The organism is Dactylosporangium sp. NPDC051484, assembly GCF_040689395.1.
Classification (GTDB): domain Bacteria; phylum Actinomycetota; class Actinomycetes; order Mycobacteriales; family Micromonosporaceae; genus Dactylosporangium.
Genome location: NZ_JBFAZX010000001.1, coordinates 688,818 through 704,303 on the forward strand (window position 1 = coordinate 688,818; position 15,486 = coordinate 704,303).

The following is a 15,486-nucleotide window of genomic DNA, read 5'->3' on the forward strand; positions in this document are numbered from 1 at the left end:
CGGCTATCGCAGCGGGGGCGACGGCCGGACGGCCGGCAGCGTAGCGGCCGGCCGTGGCTGGGCGGCCGGCAGCGTCCACGGGACGGTCGGCGCCGGCGGACCGGCGGCGATCATCGGGACGGGCTGGCGCGGCGCCAGCACCGCGGCCAGGCCCGGCCAGACGCTGGCGGAGGCGGCGCGGGCCCGGGCCAGCCGGTGGCTCGCCCGGCGGTGCCGCTCGGCCAGGACGGCGGCGAGGTAGGCCCAGCCCGGGACGCCCGGCGGGGGCGGCGGCGTGGTGCAGCTCGCGACCTCGCGGGCCAGCGCCTGACCCAGCGCGGTGCGGGCCGGCTCGCCGATCTCGCGGTTGCGCGCCAGGAAGTGCCGCACCGCCAGTGCCAGGCTGTCGTCCAGCCCGGTCAGGTCCAGCAGGGCCGCCCACTGCCTCAGCGGCGGCGGCATCGCCGGCACCCAGCCCCAGCTCGCCGGGGTGCGCTCGTGGATCACGATCGTGCCGGCGACCAGGTCGCCGATGCGCTTGCCGCTCGGGTTGAGCATGAGCACGCCGAGGCCGGCCAGCCAGGACGCGACCGGGAACAGCAGGCCGGGCCACTCGATCGCGAGGCCCACCAGCGACCGAGCCAGCGCGTGGCGGAACCGGATCGGGCCGCCGTCGTCGCGCACGACGCGCAGGCCCATCGCGAGCTTGCCGGGGGTGCGCCCGCGCAGCAGGGTCTCCCAGAACACCGGGTAACCGACCACGACGACGGTCAGGTCGATCACCATCAGCGCCTGGAAGAGGCCACCGTCGAACACGCCGCCTTCGGCCGTCAGGTAGATCAGCAGGGCGGTCGCCATGAGCAGCGCGGCGAGCAGCACCAGCTGCAGGAGGATGTCGAGCATCAGCGCGAGGACCCGCGACCCGGCCCGGGCCACGCGCACCTCGAGCTCGACGGCCTCGCCGCTGACCAGCCGCGCGCCGGGTGCCGCCGGGGCCGAGGTGTCGTACATGCATGACAGTGTCCTACAGCGGGGCACCCTTCGCGTGCCTTGCCCGTTTACGCTGCCGGGGTGGATCTGGACGCGTACGTCGCCGAGCACGGCGCCGAGTGGCGGCGGCTGGACGAGCTCTCCCGGCGCCGGCGGCTCAATGCGGCCGAGACCGACGAGCTCGTGGCGCTCTACCAGCGCGCGGCCACCCATCTGTCGCTCATTCGCAGCCGCTCGCCCGACCCGATCCTGATCGCGCGGCTGTCCCGCCTGGTCCTGGCCGCCCGCAACGCGCTCACCGGCGCGCCCTCGTTCTCCCTCGCCGGGGTCGGCCGGTTCTTCACCCGAACCTTCCCGCTGGCCGTGTATCGCGCCTGGCCGTGGTGGTGCGGGGTGGCGACGGCGTTCTCGGCGCTCGCGTTCGGGCTGATGGCGTATGTCGCCGGCAACCCCGAGGTGGCCGGGTACTTCCTCAGCGACGCCGACATCAACGACCTCGTCAACAGCAGGTTCGAGGGGTATTACAGCGACTACCTGCCGCAGAACTCGTTCCTGCGCGTCTGGACCCACAACGCCCTGCTCACCGGCATGGCCCTGGCCTCCGGCGTGGCCTTCCTCCCGGTGGTGTACCTATTGTTCCAAAATGCCCTGAACGTCGGCCTGATCGGCGGCATCATGATCGCCTACGGCCGCGCCGACACGTTCTTTGGCCTGATCGTGCCGCACGGCCTGCTCGAGCTCACCGCCGTCTTCATCGGCGCCGGGGTGGGGCTGCGCATCGGCTGGGCCTGGGTCGCACCCGGGCCGCTGCGCACGCGCGGGCGTGCGCTGGCCGAGACCGCGATCGAGGGCATCCTGGTGGCGCTGGGGCTGGTCGCGGTGCTGCTCGTCAGCGGCCTGCTGGAGGGCTTCGTGACGCCGGCGCCGCTGCCGAACATCGTCAAGGACTTCATCGGGTTCGTGGTGTGGGTGGCGTTCCTGGCATACGTCTTCGTCCTGGGCCGTCAGGCCGACCGCGAGGGCGGGTCGACGGCGATCGAGGGCGAGGTGCCGGAGGCCGCGCTGCCGGCCGCCTGACCGCCGGTTGACCATCGGTTGACCACGGGCCCGGCGCTGCTCGTGCTCAGAGTCGCCCCGCGCTGCTCGTGCTCAGAGTCGCCCGGCGCCGTCCGCGCTCAGAGCCGCCCGGCGTGCTTCAGCGCGAGGTAGTGGTCGGTCAGGCGGGATGCGAAGTCGTCCGCCGGCGCGTCGACGACCTCCACGCCGTGGTGGCGCAGCGCGGCGGCGACCCGGTCGCGCTCGGTGAGCGCGCGCTGGGCGGCCGCGGCGGCGTACACCTCGGTGGGGGTCGCGTCGGGCCGCACGCGCGCCATCCGCGCCAGTTCCGGGTCGTGCACCGCGGCGACGACCACCTTGTGCCGGGCCGCGAGCTGCGGCAGAACGGGCAGCAGCCCCTCGCCGAGCGCGCCGGGCTCCAGGGCGGTGAAGAGCACGACGAGCGCTCGCTTGCGCTCCCGGCGCAGGACCTCGCCCGCGACCAGCCCGAAGTCGGTCTCGACCAGGGCCGGCTCCAGCGGCGCCATCGCGGTGACCAGCCGGAAGAGCAGGGTGTGCTTCTCGACGTTGGTGACCGAGGCGCGCACGGCGGTGTCGACGGCGAGCAGGTCGACCCGGTCGTCGGCGCGCGCCGCCACCGAGGCGAGCAGCAGCGCGGCGTCCATGGCCGCGTCGAGGCGGGGCTCGTCGCCGATGCGGGCGGCCGAGGTACGCCCCGTGTCCAGAACGCAGACGAGCCGCCGGTCGCGTTCGGGACGCCAGGTGCGCACCACGACGTCGGAGCGTCGGGCGCTGCCGCGCCAGTCGATCGACCGCACGTCGTCGCCGAGGACGTACTCGCGTAGCGTGTCGAACTCGGTGCCCTGGCCGCGGCCGCGGGTCACGACCGAGCCGTCGAGCACGCGCAGGCGGGAGAGCTTCTCGGGCAGAAGGCGGCGGGAGTTGAACCGCGGGTACACCCGCAGCCGCCACGCCGGGGTGAGCCGGTCGGCGGTGACCCGGCTCGTCTGCCGGTACGTCAGCCGGAACGGTCCGTAGCTGCGCACCAGCACCCGCACGGCCGGCCGGTCGCCGCGCCGCGTCGGGGTGAGCGTGGTGGTGACGGCGACCGCGCGACCGGGCTCGATCCGCACGTCATGCATCGTCGGGTCGGCGCCCGCGGACGGTACCCAGGCATCGCGGACGCGCCCGGTCAGCACCCGGTTGGACCGGTTCTGCAGCAGCAGCGTGACCTGCCCGGTCTCGCCGAGCCACAGCGACTGGTCGCCGCTGCGGCTCATGCGCAGCAGCTTCGGCGACGCGGCGCCGAGCAGGTCCACGACGCAAGCGGCGGCCACCACGAACACGATCGCCCCGGCCGCGATCCACAGCGCCGCGGCCGGGATGGCCGAGCCGGCGATGGAGCCGACGAGCGCCAGGAGCACGGTCCCGGCCCCCAGCAGCGCCGCCGCCCGCCATGTGATCATGTGTCGTCCCTCGCGGCCGGGCTCATCGGGGGGTCGGGACGGCGGCCAGCACCGAGTCGAGCACAGCGTCGGTGGTCACGCCCTCCAGCTCCGCCTCGGCCCGCAGCCGCACCCGGTGGCGCAGCGTCGGGCGGGCCAGCGCCTTGACGTCGTCGGGGGTGACGTATTCGCGGCCGGTGAGCCACGCCCACGCCTTCGAGGCGGCCAGCAGCGCGGTGGCGCCGCGCGGCGACGCGCCCAGCTCAAGCGACGGCGACACGCGGGTCGCGCGGCACAGATCGACGATGTACGCCAGCACGCCCTCGGCGACCGCGACCCGCTGCACCGCGGCACGCCCGGCGGCCAGGTCGGCGGCGGTCGCGACCGGCTGCACCCCGGCCTCGCGCAGTCGGCGCGGGTCGAAGCCCTGGTGGTGCGCGCGCAGCACGCCCAGCTCCTCGTCCCGGGTCGGCAGCGGCATGGTGAGCTTGAGCAGGAACCGGTCCAGCTGCGCCTCGGGCAGCGGATACGTGCCCTCGTACTCGATCGGGTTCTGCGTCGCGGCGACCAGGAACGGGTCGGGCAGCGGCCGCGCCTTGCCCTCGACCGACACCTGCCGCTCCTCCATGACCTCCAGCAGTGAGGCCTGGGTCTTCGGCGGCGTGCGGTTGATCTCGTCCGCGATCAGCAGGTTGGTGAAGACCGGCCCCTCCCGGAACTGGAACTCGGCGCTGCGGGCGTCGAAGATCAGCGACCCGGTGACGTCGCCCGGCATCAGGTCCGGGGTGAACTGGACGCGCTTTGCATCAAGATCGAGAGCCGCCGCGATGGTGCGGATGAGTAGCGTCTTGGCCACGCCGGGCACCCCCTCCAGCAGCACGTGGCCGCGCGCCAGCAGGGCGATGACCATGCCGGTCACGACGGCGTCCTGCCCGACGACGACCTTGGCCACCTCGGCGCGCAGGCGGCCGAGCGCGGCCCGGGCCACCTGCGTGGCGGCCTCCGGCGAGCCTTCGATCAGCGGGTCGGCGATGTCGGTCACCGTGGCTCTCCTTCGGATGCTGCTTCGGATGCGGCTTTGGATGTGCCGCCCGGCGTGGGGGGCCGCGTCGTGGCGGCGCCGGCGTCGGGCGCGGCGCCCGGCGCGGATGGTTGCGTCGTGGCGGCGTCGACCAGCTGCTCCAGGTGGGCGGCCGCGGCGACCAGCTCGGCATCGTTTGCGGGCGCCGGCCCGAACAGGACGTGCCCGACCGTCGCGGGCGGCCAGCCGCTGCTCGCCGCGACCGCCTCGATCAGGGCCGGGGGCTCCACGCCGGGGTCGAGTCGCAGCCGGCGGACCAGCCGGGCCAGCGCGGCGTCGCGCAGCACCTGCAGCGCCTCCGGGCGAGCGCGGGCGCGCTGGTACAGCCGTCCGCGACCCGACGCGGTCTCGCTCGAGCGCACGACGACGGGCAGCGGCTCGACCACGGGACCGCCGAGCCGCCGGGCCCTCGCCGCCGCGAGCAAGGCGACGCCGAGCACGAGCAGCGCGGTGGTGGGATACACCCACTTCGGGAACGCGACCAACAGCGGGTTGGGCGGGTCCTCCGAGAGCGGCGCATCCCCCGGGTCGCCACCGGCGGAGTCGGGTCGCTGCGGCCTCGGCCGGGTCTTGCCCTCCACTGGGAAGTCCACGTCGCCCGGCTCGCCGGACTGGACGGGGCGCAGCGAGGGCGGCGCGGCCGGCGCGCCCTTGAGGCCGGGGTCGTCGGTGACCAGCGGCGGAGGCTCGCGCCGGTGCAGGTCGAGCCAGATCAGCCGGGGCGCGCCGGTGAGCAGCGCGGTGGCGAGCTCGGCGTTGCCATGCTCGCCGATCCGATCGTTACGGAACGGGTCCGCGGAGCCGACGACGGTGACGGTCGCGGCCTCCCGCCGGTATGCCACCAGCGAGCCGTCGTAGCAGCGCGCGACCTCCTCGCCGAGGCTGGGCCGGATCGGCCCGTAGCGCGTGCGCACCACGGCTGCCCGCCCGGCCCGGGCGGCGGGCGCGTGGTCGCAGCCGGCCGCGGCGACCTTCGCGGAGTAGTCGCGCTGGGCGCCGAGGAACGGCAGTTGCCCGTCGACGATCGTCGAGGCGTCGGGCTCGACGATGACCACGCGCGTGGAGGCGGGCAGGAGCTTGAGCATGCGCAGGTAGTACTTGTGCATCAGCTGCGGGGTGGTGATCAGCAGCGTGGCGTCGCCACTGTACGCCGCGACCAGCGCGTCGGAGCTGCTGTGCTCCGGAATGATCGCGACGCCCGCCGCGCGCACCCGGCCCGCGAGGTCGGCGGCGCCGATCGCCGCGTGGCTGCCCGGGGACAGGTAGTCGGCGTCGGTGCGGCCGGGCTGCTCGAGCCGGTAAAGCATGGTGCCGAGCAGCAGAACGAGCAGCGCGGCGGCCGGCGGGACGACGAGCCGCAGCCATCGGCGGCCACGCGGTCGGCGCGGGGCCTTCGGGCGGAACACGCCCGGAACGTCCGGGCTGTCCGAGGTGCTCGGGGTGTCCGGCGCCCCGCCGGTGGCGCTCGTCGGCGTCGCGGTCGTCATCGGGCCACTTCCCCGCACTCCCCGGAGAGCTGGCGCATGCGATGGTCGTGCTCGGCGGTGGCGGGGCGTTCGGCATACCAGATTTCGGAGAAGATGCCCGTCGCGGCGCGCATCGGGGCCTCGACGGCCGGCTCCGCGGCGCCAGCCGCCCGCGCCAGCTCGGTGACCGTCATGCCCGGCTGGTGCTCCAGGACGCGGCGCTCGACGAGGCCGCGCACCATCGACCGCAGCCGCTCGCGCACGGCCTCGGCGTAGCGGCCCTCGGCGGCCAGGCGGTCGGCCAGCGACGCGAACACATGCGCCGGCAGCTCCGGCACCTGCTCGTCGTCGGACGGCACCTCGGGCGCCGGCTCCTCGTCCGGCCCGAGGTCGACGTCGAGCTGCTTGTTCTGCACCTTCTTCGGGCCGCGCTGTCGCCCGAACCGCAGCCTGGGCAGGTGCCTGGGCACCCAGCGCGGGTAGAAGTAGTGCAGCATGCCGAAGACCACCGCGGCCGCGATCAGGATGACGCCGGCCAGCGGCACGCCGACGAGATCGTCGACGGCCTGCAGGAACTCCGCCCATGCCCTGGTCATCGCACCGCCGCCCCGAGGATGACGGAGCTGGCCAGGTCGATCGGGCGGCCGAGGCGGCGCAGGCGGCCGATCGCCACGTCGAGGCCCTCGACGCGCATCCGGGTCTCCAGGTAGAGGACCGCGTCGATGCAGGCGAGCGTGGCGTAGGCGACGGCGTCGACCAGCGCCCAGATCGCGATCATGGCGAACGTGAAGGCCGTCTCGCCGTTGCGCACCCAGATCTGCAGCACCGCCGCGCCGCCGAGGCCGAGCGCGGTGCGGATGGCCACCCAGCTGACGTATCCACCCAGCCGGATGGCGGCGCCGCGCAGCCCCCGCCCCGCGAGCTTGAACGAGCGGCCCACCGCCCGCCACGGCCCGACCCGGTCCACGACGAGCGCGGGCGCGGCGAATCCGAGCAGGCCGAACATCAGCAGCCAGGGGAGCATCACGACCAGCGAGGTGATGAGCAGCAGGGCGGCGGTGACCGCGGCGACGACGAGCAGCGCCGGGCCGCGGCGCAGCACCTGGCCGAGCAGGCCCCGGGCGCGGGCCGGCCGGCCGAGCAGCCCGGGCCCGGCCGCGGCGCCCGCGAGGCCGCCCAGCAGCGCGAGGATCGTGCCCTCGATGGTCACCCCGATGCAGAAGACCAGCCAGGACTCGCCGATGTGTGACCGGCTGAGCCAGAAATACGGCAGCTGCATGTGGCTCCAGGAGCGCAGCGGGAAGAGCAGGGCCTGCTCGCAGGCGGCCAGGATCAGCGCCGCGCCGAGCAGCAGCGGCGCCTGGGCGCGCAGCAGCGACACCGCGGCATCCAGCAGCTCACCGAAGGTGAGCGGGCGCATCGGTATCACGGCCCGGGTCTCTTCCACGCCGACACCGTAGTAGGCCGCGGCGAGTCCCGGAGTCCTGGTCACGCAGAGTGGCAAGATCGATACGCTCGGACGCGGAATTTTCAAGATCGGCGGTCGGGTTCCCACGTGTTGGCGTCGAGGTGAAATATTGGACCGCATGAGAGCCCGTGTCCTGGTGGTCGACGACGACCCCGCCCTCGCTGAGATGCTCGGCATCGTCCTGCGCAGCGAGGGGTTTCTGCCGTCCTTCGTCGCGGACGGTGAGCGCGCTCTCGCCGCTTTCCGGGACACCCGCCCCGACATCGTCCTGCTCGACCTGATGCTGCCCGGCATGAGCGGGATCGACGTGTGCCGGTCCATCCGGGCCGAGTCGGGCGTGCCGATCGTGATGCTCACCGCCAAGAGCGACACGGTCGACGTGGTGCTGGGTCTGGAGTCGGGTGCCGACGACTATGTGATGAAGCCGTTCAAGCCCAAGGAGCTGGTCGCCCGGATGCGGGCCCGGCTGCGCCGCGGCGAGGACGTGGCACCAGAGCTGCTGACCATAGGGCCACCGGGCAATCAGATCACCATCGACGTGCCGGCGCACACTGTCATGCGCGACGGCGACGAGGTGAAGCTAACCCCACTGGAGTTCGACCTGCTGGTCGCCCTGGCCCGCAAGCCGCGCCAGGTGTTCACCCGCGAGGTGCTGCTCGAGCAGGTCTGGGGCTATCGCCATGCGGCCGACACCCGGCTGGTCAACGTCCACGTGCAGCGGTTGCGCGCCAAGATCGAGCCCGACCCCGAGAAGCCCGAGATCATCCTCACGGTCCGCGGCGTCGGCTACAAAGCCGGGACCGGATAAGCCTTGATGTCGCGCATTGACCCGATCATCCTGCGGGCCCGCCGGCTGCGGGCCCGCAGGCTCGTTCCGCAGGCCGTGAGCCGGCGGGTGCGCTGGCTCACGGCGGTCGTCCGCCGGCAGTGGCGCCGCTCGTTGCAGTTCCGGGTCGTCGGCATCACGCTGTTGCTGTCCGCCACCCTCGTGCTGGCCTTCAGCTACACGGTGGCATCGCTGATCAGCAACAGCGTCCTGCAGAACAAGATCGATCAGTCCAAGATCATGGTCGACAACGGCGCCGAATACGCCACGCGCGAGCTGACGGGCTTCACGCAGGCCGACGACCCCAGCCTGCCGCCCGCGCTGCGCAATGTGGTCACCCAGCTGTATGGGTCGACGAACAACCAGCAGGCCCAGGTCATCATGCTGCGGCGCAGCGGCGGCCTGAGCGCCGTCTGGCCGCCGCAGAAGAGCGCACAGGTGATGAACGATCCCCAGGTGAGCGGCATCCGCCCCCTGGTGGTTGGGGCCAGGGCCGGGACCTACCAGCAGATCGCGGCGCTGGACATCGGTGATGGACTGCAGAAGTACCTCGTGATGGGCACCCCGGTCTTGGTCGGCACCGAGCCGATCGAGCTGTATTACGTCATCCCCCTCAAGACCGAGGACGAGCTCGTCCGCTTCACCGGCGCGGTCGTCACCGGCACCGGCATCGCACTCGTCGCGCTGCTTGCCCTGATCGCGGCCATGATGACCCGGCTGGTGGTGACGCCGGTGCGGGTGGCGGCCCGCACGGCGCAGCGGCTCTCGGCCGGCCTGCTCGACCAGCGCATGGTGGTCCGCGGCGAGGACGACCTGGCGCGGCTCGCCGCCGCGTTCAACCAGATGGCCGCCAACCTGCAGCGCCAGATCGTGCGGCTGGAGGAGATGTCGCGCCTGCAACGGCGCTTCACCTCCGACGTCTCGCACGAGTTGCGCACCCCGCTGACGACGGTGCGGATGGCCGCCGACCTGCTGTTCGCCTCCCGCGACGACTTCGACCCCGCCGCCGCGCGCAGCGCGGAGCTGCTGCAGGCCGAGCTCGACCGGTTCGAGAGCCTGCTGACCGACCTGCTGGAGATCAGCCGGTTCGACGCCGGGTTCGCCGCGCTCGACGCCGAGCCCACCGATCTGATCGCGGTGGTGCGCCGGGTGACCGACCAGCTCGCCGCGCTCGCCGAGCGCTGCAAGGTCGAGCTGAGGGCCGTCGTGCCGGACACCGAGATCATCGCCGAGGTCGATCCCCGCCGGGTGGAGCGGGTCCTGCGCAACCTCGTCGGCAACGCCGTCGAGCACGGCGAGGGCCGGCCGGTGATCGTCATGCTGGCCGCCGACGCCTCAGCGGTCGCCGTCACGGTCCGCGACCACGGCGTCGGTCTCAAGCCGGGAGAGGAGAAGCTGGTGTTCAACCGGTTCTGGCGTGCCGACCCGTCCCGCGCCCGGCAGACCGGCGGCACCGGCCTCGGCCTGTCGATCAGCCTGGAGGACGCCCGCCTGCACGGCGGCTGGCTGGAGGCGTGGGGCGCGCCAGGCAAGGGCGCGCAGTTCCGCCTGACGCTGCCGACCCGCGGCGGCGATCGGCTCGTCTCCTCGCCCCTTCGGCTGGTGCCCGACGACGCCCGCGCCGACGAGACCGCCCTGATCGGAGAGGCCCCGTGATGCACCCGGATCGCCCATCCCCGGCCCGACCGTCGGCCGGAAGGGCCCGGCTGCGGGGCTCGACGCCGTCCGGCGGGCAAGGCCTGCGGGCCACGGCGGCAGGCCTGCCCCGCCGGGTGGCGGGCCGGACGGCACTCGCCGCGGTGCTGGGCCTGGCGCTCGGGCTCACCGGATGTGGGCTGCCCTCGCGCACCGCTCCGAAGTATGCCGGGCCGCCGAAGAGCGCCGCCACGGCCCACGACGAGGCCAAGGCACCGCCGAGGCCCACCGATACCACCACCGCGTCCGGGCTGCTCTCGCAGTTCTTGCAGTCGTCGGTCGGCGGCAACATGGGCGGCGACGGTGAGCAGAAGACCGCGAACAACGACACGCGGGACTGGCTTCGGCAGTTCATGACGGACGACCTGGCCGCCAGGTGGAACCCTCAGCCAGGGCTCACGATCGTGAAGGATCCGACGGAATTCGTGGAGACGGAGCTCGGAAACGGGCAATTCACCGTCAAGGTCACGTTGCAGCCGATCGGCAAGCTCACCGACAGCGGCGAGTTTCAGATCAACACGCAGACGGCCGACCCGATCACGCTCACGTCCACGGCGAGGACCGTCGTCGGCGGCCAACTGCGGCTCAGCGGCAATGTGCCCGACCAGCTTTATCTCACCGTGACCGGCCTGAAGGCCTGGTATGACTGGCAGCCGATCTACTTCTGGGAGCTTGGGGCGGGCCAAGGGAAACTGGTGCCAGACCTGCGGTACATGCCGCGGACGCTGTTGCAGACCAAGCGGGCGGGCCAGGTGCTGGACTGGCTCAGGCACGGTCCCAGCCAATGGCTGCAGGGCGTCGCGGCGCCCCTGTCGGAGGCGGTCGAGTTCAAGGGCACGCCCGTGATCGAGAACGGCGTCGTGAAGGTCAACCTCAGCGGCAAAGCGACCAAGATCCCTACCGAGGGGCCTGAGTTCACCCGGTTGGTACGGCAGATCCGTTGGTCGCTCTCGACGGGACCGGACCACCCGGCGGTGCGGCTGACGATCGAGAACCAGAGCAACGACGCCTCCTCGGACGGCTGGCTGGAGGACAACGTCGCCGCCGGGCTGCCCACCTCCACCCCCGACAAGTACTACGTCTCGGGCGGCACCGTCCGGGCCGTCGGCTCGGACACCGGGGCGGGGCTGTTCGCCCCCGGCGGCAGCAACACCCAGGTCGTCTCCGCGGCGATCAACCGCGAGGGTTCGAAGGCCGCCCTCGTGCGCCAGGTCAGCAAGAACCAGCAGCAGCTGTTCGTCAGCTCGGACGAGCAGGGCCCGCCGAAGTACGAGCCCGTCGACGTGTCCGTCGACGTGTCCGTCGGCCGGCTGAGCCGGCCCGCCTGGATGAACTATCCGGAGCGGCGCCTGCTGATCTCCGACGGCAAGCTGCTGTGGGTCAGCACCGATGCCAGCGCACGCAAGTTCCTCCCGGTCGAGCTGAGCAACGCGCTGCAGATCGGGTCGATCACCGCCTTCGCGGTCGCGCCCGAGGGGCACCGCATCGCGCTCATCGCGGATGCGAAGCTCATCGTGGCGGCGCTGCAGCTCGTGAACGGCAAGCTGACAATCGGCTCGCCCCAGCAGATCTACACCTCGCTTCGCAACAACCAGGGCGTCGGCTGGCTCACCGAGACGACGCTGGTGGTCGGCGGCGCACCGAGCCCAACGCCCCCCAACGGCGTGCTGGCCTACTCGCTGGTCGCGATCACGGTCGACGGCGCGGAGGAGGACGTGCTGCCGGCCGGCGCGACCAGGCCGGCCTCGCAGACGGATGTGAGCAAGGTCGTCGTGCGGACCAACAACCCGCGGGACTCGCTGTCGTTCGCGTGGCCGCGGATGCCGGTGACGGCCATGGTCGAGTCCAACGGGGTGGCTCGCGAGGTCTACCGGGACTCCTTCGGGCCGCTGAGTCTGGGCGAGTCGACGCCGACCACGACGCCATCGGGCGAGCAGCCGGCCAACCCGACCGCCCCGTTCTATCCGGACTACTGACGCCTCAACCTCCCGTTGGAGCCGCCGTGTCGTTCGCCGAACTCGTCGACGGCCTGATCGACCTCGTGCTGCCCGCGACGTGCGCGGGCTGCGACGAGCCGTCCGCGCGGGCGCTCTGCGTGCCGTGCCGGGCCGCGCTCGAGGCGGCGATCCCGCAGCGGACCCGGCCCGACCCGGAGCCGGCCGGGCTGCCGCCGACGTTCGCGCTGGCGGCGTATGCGGGGTCGGTGCGGCGGGCGGTCGTGCAGTACAAGGAGGAGAACCGGCACGAGCTGACTTCGGCGCTCGGCGGCCTGCTGGCCCGGGTGGTGCTCCGCTCACTGCCCGCCTCGGGTGGCGGCGCGATGCTCGGCCTGGCGCGCGGCCCGATGCCCGACTCGGGGCGTGGTCCGATGCTCGGCTCCGGGCGTCGCCCGATGCTCGGCCCGGGACTCGGGCCGATGGCCGGCCCGAACGCCGGCCCGGCGCGTGGTCCGATGCTCGGTCGGACTGCCAGAACGGCGCACGGCCCGGTGGTCAGCCCGGCGCGTGGCTGGACGGTTGGCCCGGATGTCCGCCCGGTGGCCGGCCCGGTCGTCGACCTGGCGGTGCGCCCGGTCGTGCTGGTGCCCGTGCCGGCGACCGCGGCGGCGGCCAGGCGGCGGCACGGCGATCACATGTTGCGGCTGGCGAAAGCGGCGGTCCGGTCCCTGCCCGGCGCGTCGATCGCCCGTCCCCTGCGCGCGCTGCCGAAGGCGGAAGACTCCGCGGAGCTCTCGGCCGCACAACGGGCTCTGGCGGCGCGGCGCGCCTTCGCGATCCGCCGCGCGCACGCCGCTGACCTTCGGACCCGGCTCGCCCGCACCGGCGCCACGGTCGTGCTGGTCGACGACATCGTCACCACTGGCGTCACCCTCGCGGCCGCAGCCGGGCGGCTCGCGGAGGCGGGCATCCGGGTCGACCGGACGGCCGTGCTGGCCGCCACGCAGCGCCGTGACGTATCCACCTCGCCGCGCCGCCCGGGGACCGCCCCGCAGCGGCGTGGCAAAACCATGTAGCAGCGCCTGACCGCCTGGTGGGACTTGGGGGCGGCGCCGTGGCGGGGACGTTGTGCGAGGCAGGCGTGAGGCCGTCAACCGCCCGCGACTCGGCCTCCCGCGTCTACGACGGCCTTTCCGGGGCGGGGGTTTCGGTGCCGGGAGGCCGGGAAGACCCCAACGCGGTGGCTTTCCGGCGAGGAATCGCCACGGCGGGTGAGGACGCTACGCAACGTCAGCGGTAGAACACACGATATACCCTATTTGTACTCAATGTAACTTCAAGCGCACTCTGGGATAATCTCCCGGAAGGGTTTCGGCGTGGGATTCGATCATTCTGGTGAACCAGGGGTGACTAGCGGCTGTCGGCGGTTTAACGTCGAGAGACGACCAATGCTCGTCACGGCGCCGATCCCGGGCCTGCCGCGGCGAGACGGCCGCGAAGGGAGGATCTGACACCCGCTGTTCGGTCGCGTGCCGCGTGGGCTCAGCCTCAGGGGAGGCGCGCTCCGGCCGAGTCTCAAAACCGAAACCCGAACCCGATTTGTATGGAAGAACCCGTGGGGGAGGTCAGGAGTGGACATCGTCGTCAAGGGCCGCAACGTCGAGGTGCCCGACCACTACCGGCAGCATGTAGCCGAGAAGCTGCAGAAGGTCGAGCGATACGACCACAAGCTCATCCGCGTCGACGTCGAGCTGTTTCACGAGCGCAATCCGCGCCAATCCGATCACTGTCAGCGTGTCGAGATCACGTGCTACTCGCGTGGTCCGGTGATCCGGGCGGAAGCCTGCGCCGCCGACTTCTACAGCGCCTTGGACAACGCGATCGGCAAGCTCGACAGCCGGCTCAGCCGCGCCGCCGATCGCAGACGGGTCCATCGAGGCCGGCGCTCGCCGGTCTCTGTCGCCGCGGCGACCGCGTCACTCGCATTCACGCCACCCGAGCGGAATACCGCCCCAGCACTCGCGTCGAGGTCCGACACCACTGAGGCCGAGCCCGCCGGGCACGCCGGCGTCGAGCGTTTCGACCTGATCGAGGAGGGCGACGAGCAGCCCTGGCACATCGTGCGGGAGAAGGAGCACCCCGGCGAGCCGATGACCGTGGACGACGCGCTGTTCCACATGGAGCTGCTCGGCCACGACTTCTACCTGTTCAACGACAAGGAGTCCGGGCGACCGAGCGTGGTCTACCGCCGCAGGGCGTATGACTACGGCGTCATGAGCCTGGGCATGTAGCAGCCGACGCGACGGGGTGGGCCCGGTGCCAGGGCCCACCCCGCGCGAGAATCCGGATGCGACCGCGCCGCCTGCACGAAGGTGTCGCGCAGGCGGCGCGCGGGTTCAGCGGCTCTGGGACCGCAGGAACAGATCCCGGGCCAGCACCGCTGTGTCCGCGTAGTCGGCGAAGAGGCCATCCAGGCCGGCGGCGAGGAAGGTCCGGACCTCCTCGATGATGTTGCCCCACGCGTTGGGATCGTTGCCCGTGCGCAGGTTGAGCGGCAGGAACTGGTTCTCGTTGCGGAACGTCCACGAGTGGACCTTCAGGCCGCGGGCATGGGCGTCGCGGATCAGCGTCGTCGGCTGCAGCAGGTTGCCGGCCGTGTCGCGCCCGATGACCAGGTTCTTCGTGGCGCCGACGCCGTCGGTGAAGGCCTTGAGGTAGTCCAGGCCCGCCGGGGTGGCGAGGTCGGCATAGGTGCGCGGGTCGCCGCTGGTCTTGAAGTCGACCGGCTGGCCCGCGGCGTCCAGCAGGACCACCGACGGCGTGTCGACCAGGCCGCGCAGCTTCCTGATGCTGGTCGGCTCGAACGACTGCAGGAACACCGCCGCGTTGCGCCCGGCCAGGCCGTTGCGCTTGAGCACCCGCGCGACCAGCGGCTCCAGCTCCAGGCCGATCGAGCGGAAGTACGTGGGGTGCTTGGTCTCGGGGTACACGCCGATCGTGCGGCCGACCCGCCGGCTCTGCTCGCGGGCGAGATCGATGACCTCCTGGAGGGTCGGGATCTCGAACAGGCCGTTGTAGATCGTGTTGTGCGGCCGCACGGCGGGCAGCCGCTCGACGGCGCGCAGCGTCTTGAGCTCGGCGAGCGTGAAGTCCTCGGTGAACCAGCCGGTGACCGTGAACCCGTCGATGGTCTTGGTGGTCTTGCGGGAGGCGAACTGCGGCTTCGTCGAGACGTCGGTGGTGCCGCCGATCTCGTTCTCGTGCCGGGCGACGAGCTGGCCGTCCTTGGTCGGCACCAGGTCGGGCTCGATGAAGTCGGCGCCGAGCTCGATCGCGAGGGTGTACGAGGCGAGCGTGTGCTCGGGGCGGTGACCGCTGGCGCCACGGTGGCCGATCACCAGCGGGCGGGCCGGGCGGTGACGGTCATGGTCACGGTCGCTGTCGTTGGCATAGGCGGCGGGGCTGACGAGGGCTGCGGGCAGGACGGCCGCACTCGCGGCCACGCCCATGCCGGAAATCACTGCACGACGACGCATGGGCCAT

The 15,486-nt window shown here is 72.5% G+C and carries 13 protein-coding genes; 6 read left to right on the forward strand and 7 right to left on the reverse strand.

Annotated elements, in window-relative coordinates:
- Positions 1-3: 3 nt before the first annotated feature.
- Positions 4-990, reverse strand: a complete 987-nt coding sequence (locus tag AB0367_RS03360) for an RDD family protein (RefSeq protein ID WP_366224519.1) — start codon at positions 988-990, stop codon at positions 4-6.
- Between the two features lie 60 nt (positions 991-1,050).
- Here AB0367_RS03360 and AB0367_RS03365 point away from each other — a divergent pair, with 60 nt between their 5' ends.
- Positions 1,051-2,046 (forward strand): stage II sporulation protein M, encoded by a 996-nt coding sequence (locus tag AB0367_RS03365; RefSeq protein ID WP_366224520.1) that lies wholly within the window; start codon positions 1,051-1,053, stop codon positions 2,044-2,046.
- Positions 2,047-2,144: 98 nt separating this feature from the next.
- Here the strand turns inward: AB0367_RS03365 and AB0367_RS03370 are convergent, their stop codons facing one another.
- The 5 genes from AB0367_RS03370 to AB0367_RS03390 are packed head-to-tail and all read right to left on the reverse strand — an operon-like array spanning position 2,145 to position 7,464.
- Positions 2,145-3,491 carry a DUF58 domain-containing protein gene (locus AB0367_RS03370; RefSeq protein ID WP_366224521.1) on the reverse strand — a complete coding sequence of 449 codons (1,347 nt, stop codon included), beginning with the start codon at positions 3,489-3,491 and terminating at the stop codon, positions 2,145-2,147.
- Between the two features lie 22 nt (positions 3,492-3,513).
- Positions 3,514-4,503: a MoxR family ATPase gene (locus tag AB0367_RS03375; RefSeq protein WP_366224657.1), complete on the reverse strand. Its 990-nt coding sequence runs from the start codon at positions 4,501-4,503 to the stop codon at positions 3,514-3,516.
- Between the two features lie 5 nt (positions 4,504-4,508).
- Positions 4,509-6,038: a DUF4350 domain-containing protein gene (locus tag AB0367_RS03380; RefSeq protein WP_366224522.1), complete on the reverse strand. Its 1,530-nt coding sequence runs from the start codon at positions 6,036-6,038 to the stop codon at positions 4,509-4,511.
- Positions 6,035-6,613: a DUF4129 domain-containing protein gene (locus AB0367_RS03385; RefSeq protein WP_366224523.1), complete on the reverse strand. Its 579-nt coding sequence runs from the start codon at positions 6,611-6,613 to the stop codon at positions 6,035-6,037. The genes AB0367_RS03380 and AB0367_RS03385 overlap by 4 nt, the downstream gene beginning before the upstream one ends.
- Positions 6,610-7,464, reverse strand: coding sequence for a hypothetical protein (locus AB0367_RS03390; RefSeq protein ID WP_366224524.1), 855 nt, complete (start codon positions 7,462-7,464; stop codon positions 6,610-6,612). The genes AB0367_RS03385 and AB0367_RS03390 overlap by 4 nt, the downstream gene beginning before the upstream one ends.
- Positions 7,465-7,603: 139 nt before the next feature.
- On the opposite strand from AB0367_RS03390, the gene mtrA reads away from it, so the two are divergent.
- The 5 genes from mtrA (at position 7,604) to raiA (ending at position 14,234) form a co-directional block, all read left to right on the forward strand.
- Entirely contained in the window at positions 7,604-8,293 is a 690-nt protein-coding gene (gene mtrA, locus AB0367_RS03395; protein WP_190251405.1) for an MtrAB system response regulator MtrA, read from the forward strand.
- A 6-nt stretch (positions 8,294-8,299) separates the two neighbouring features.
- Positions 8,300-9,967 (forward strand): MtrAB system histidine kinase MtrB, encoded by a 1,668-nt coding sequence (gene mtrB, locus AB0367_RS03400; protein ID WP_366224525.1) that lies wholly within the window; start codon positions 8,300-8,302, stop codon positions 9,965-9,967.
- Positions 9,967-11,982, forward strand: coding sequence for an LpqB family beta-propeller domain-containing protein (locus tag AB0367_RS03405; protein ID WP_366224658.1), 2,016 nt, complete (start codon positions 9,967-9,969; stop codon positions 11,980-11,982). The genes mtrB and AB0367_RS03405 overlap by 1 nt, the downstream gene beginning before the upstream one ends.
- A 26-nt stretch (positions 11,983-12,008) precedes the next feature.
- Positions 12,009-13,019, forward strand: a complete 1,011-nt coding sequence (locus AB0367_RS03410) for a phosphoribosyltransferase family protein (protein ID WP_366224526.1) — start codon at positions 12,009-12,011, stop codon at positions 13,017-13,019.
- A 555-nt stretch (positions 13,020-13,574) separates the two neighbouring features.
- On the forward strand, positions 13,575-14,234 hold the full coding sequence (gene raiA, locus AB0367_RS03415) for a ribosome-associated translation inhibitor RaiA (RefSeq protein WP_366224527.1): 660 nt from the start codon (positions 13,575-13,577) through the stop codon (positions 14,232-14,234).
- Positions 14,235-14,339: 105 nt separating this feature from the next.
- Here raiA and AB0367_RS03420 read toward each other — a convergent pair whose 3' ends face one another.
- Complete coding sequence (locus AB0367_RS03420) at positions 14,340-15,479, reverse strand: glycerophosphodiester phosphodiesterase (protein WP_366224528.1); 1,140 nt, start codon at positions 15,477-15,479, stop codon at positions 14,340-14,342.
- Between the last annotated feature and the right edge of the window lie 7 nt (positions 15,480-15,486).

Bases quoted from the DNA above. Each gene is read 5' to 3' on its own strand.
- AB0367_RS03370 (WP_366224521.1), bottom strand. From the start codon at position 3,491: ATGATCACATGGCGGGCGGCGGCGCTGCTGGGGGCCGGGACCGTGCTC.
- mtrA (WP_190251405.1), top strand. From the start codon at position 7,604: ATGAGAGCCCGTGTCCTGGTGGTCGACGACGACCCCGCCCTCGCTGAG.
- AB0367_RS03385 (WP_366224523.1), bottom strand. From the start codon at position 6,613: ATGACCAGGGCATGGGCGGAGTTCCTGCAGGCCGTCGACGATCTCGTC.
- AB0367_RS03420 (WP_366224528.1), bottom strand. From the start codon at position 15,479: ATGCGTCGTCGTGCAGTGATTTCCGGCATGGGCGTGGCCGCGAGTGCG.
- AB0367_RS03405 (WP_366224658.1), top strand. From the start codon at position 9,967: ATGCACCCGGATCGCCCATCCCCGGCCCGACCGTCGGCCGGAAGGGCC.
- mtrB (WP_366224525.1), top strand. From the start codon at position 8,300: ATGTCGCGCATTGACCCGATCATCCTGCGGGCCCGCCGGCTGCGGGCC.
- AB0367_RS03380 (WP_366224522.1), bottom strand. From the start codon at position 6,038: ATGACGACCGCGACGCCGACGAGCGCCACCGGCGGGGCGCCGGACACC.
- AB0367_RS03360 (WP_366224519.1), bottom strand. From the start codon at position 990: ATGTACGACACCTCGGCCCCGGCGGCACCCGGCGCGCGGCTGGTCAGC.